This window comes from Chrysanthemum yellows phytoplasma (assembly GCF_000803325.1).
GTDB lineage: Bacteria > Bacillota_I > Bacilli_A > Acholeplasmatales > Acholeplasmataceae > Phytoplasma > Phytoplasma asteris.
The window spans coordinates 1-1,690 of record NZ_JSWH01000029.1; the positions used below are offsets into that span (position 1 = coordinate 1).

1 protein-coding gene and 1 pseudogene are annotated in these 1,690 nt (G+C 22.5%); both read right to left on the reverse strand.

All coding sequences use genetic code 11. The annotated features are described in order from the left end of the window. Window positions 1-17 precede the first annotated feature (17 nt). Complete coding sequence (locus tag OL66_RS00505; RefSeq protein ID WP_034172040.1) at window positions 18-668, reverse strand: hypothetical protein; 651 nt, start codon at window positions 666-668, stop codon at window positions 18-20. Between the two features lie 399 nt (window positions 669-1,067). Next, window positions 1,068-1,690, reverse strand: a pseudogene (locus OL66_RS00510) (hypothetical protein); the annotation flags it as partial.

Sequence of the window (1,690 nt, forward strand, 5' to 3'; positions counted from 1 at the left end):
TATAAATACTTAAATTTTTATCTTTTATCATTTTTTATATTACCTAAATAAGTAATAACATATATAAAAAGTTCAAATATACCACAAAATACTTCCATACTAGAAAGCCATAAAAAATTCACTAAAATCCATTCACATTCTTTGGCAAGCACTTTATTTTTAGCATTTTTAGCAAAGTTATCTAATTGATGTAAAACATAAACCCATCTTAAAATACCTATGATAAAAGTTATTAAGGATAAAAATATAAGGATAATAAGAAAAAAGAAGTTAGAAAAATAATTATGATAGCAGTATAAAGAAAAACAAATAATTTCACCAATAAAACTAATAAGAAAAAATATTTTTAAAACTTTAATGAATCCAGGATAAACTTTAATTTTATTTATTTTATATAAAACAGTAATAAAAACTAAAATCAAAATAGTAATTAACAAAGATATTAAAGGAACTAAAGGAATTAAATGTTGAATAAAAGGGGAAAAGTCCAAATATTGTTTCCCATAAAAGCGGTAAAAGCAAAATAAAGCAGCATACAAAAAACCTACTAATATAACCATCAAATGAAGAGCTATCGGCAAAAAACAATTCCAATAATAAAGACTTAATTTATAAAAACAACATATCAAAATAATGATTAATTTAAAGCCAATTAAAAATAAAATCAATTCCTTTATATTTGTTATTTTGGTTTGTAAAAAAGAATATAATGTACTGTGATAGTGGCTTAATAACTGATAAATAATTAATCCTGATAGTAAACAAAATAAATTAAGGATAAAAAAATTTTATAAAAATCATCTTATAAGAAACTATTTTATCAGTTTTATTAGAAACATGTTTTTGCATTAATTTATTTATTTTTTGATTTTTATGATTATGAGATTTTTTTAACAATTTATTAAAATACTCAGGATTATCAAAAATGAAATCTAAGAACTTCATATTTATCAATCCTCCTTATAATTTTAGTTTATTCTTTTACCACAATAAAGATTTAAATATTGAGGAACGAACCCGTGTTTAGGTTGTAAAATATTAATTAAAACATGCGAAGAATTAGAAATTTAACTTTTTTGGATTAACCTATAAGATCTTTTGTTATTATCTAAAAATAATTCATAAACTTCTATAACATCTTCAGAAGGAAAATGAACTGAAAATCCAATTGTTTTTTTATAATAATTATTTGTTATATCAAAAATAATTTTTTTATTTATATACGCATAAGATTCGTATTTTCTTTCTGCTGCCTCAGCTGCTTCAAAAACCTCAGGAAAAAATACTTTGCCCCAAAAACTACCTACTTCTTTTTTAGTGCTTTTTTTCAAAGCTGTTTTAGCAATAGCATGTCCTACTTTTTGATTAATCTTTTTCTTAATATATTCTTTAATTCTTTTTTTAACTATTTCTGTTTTTATAGAATGTGGCAATGTTTTAACAATATCTTTGCCAAATTTCTCCATTTGTTGAGGGGTTACTTCGAAATTGTTATCTATTATTCCTTCAAAAAAATCTTTAGCTATTTCTAAAAGGGTAGAATCTGTAGGACAATCACAAAAAGTAAGTTCTACTTGTTTAATTTCGTCTAATGGAGAAAGATCAAAAAAGAAAAAACCTTGTTCTACATTTGAATTCAAATGATAATTTAGCACATCGTTAAACATAGCAATTTTAGAACTTGGCAAAA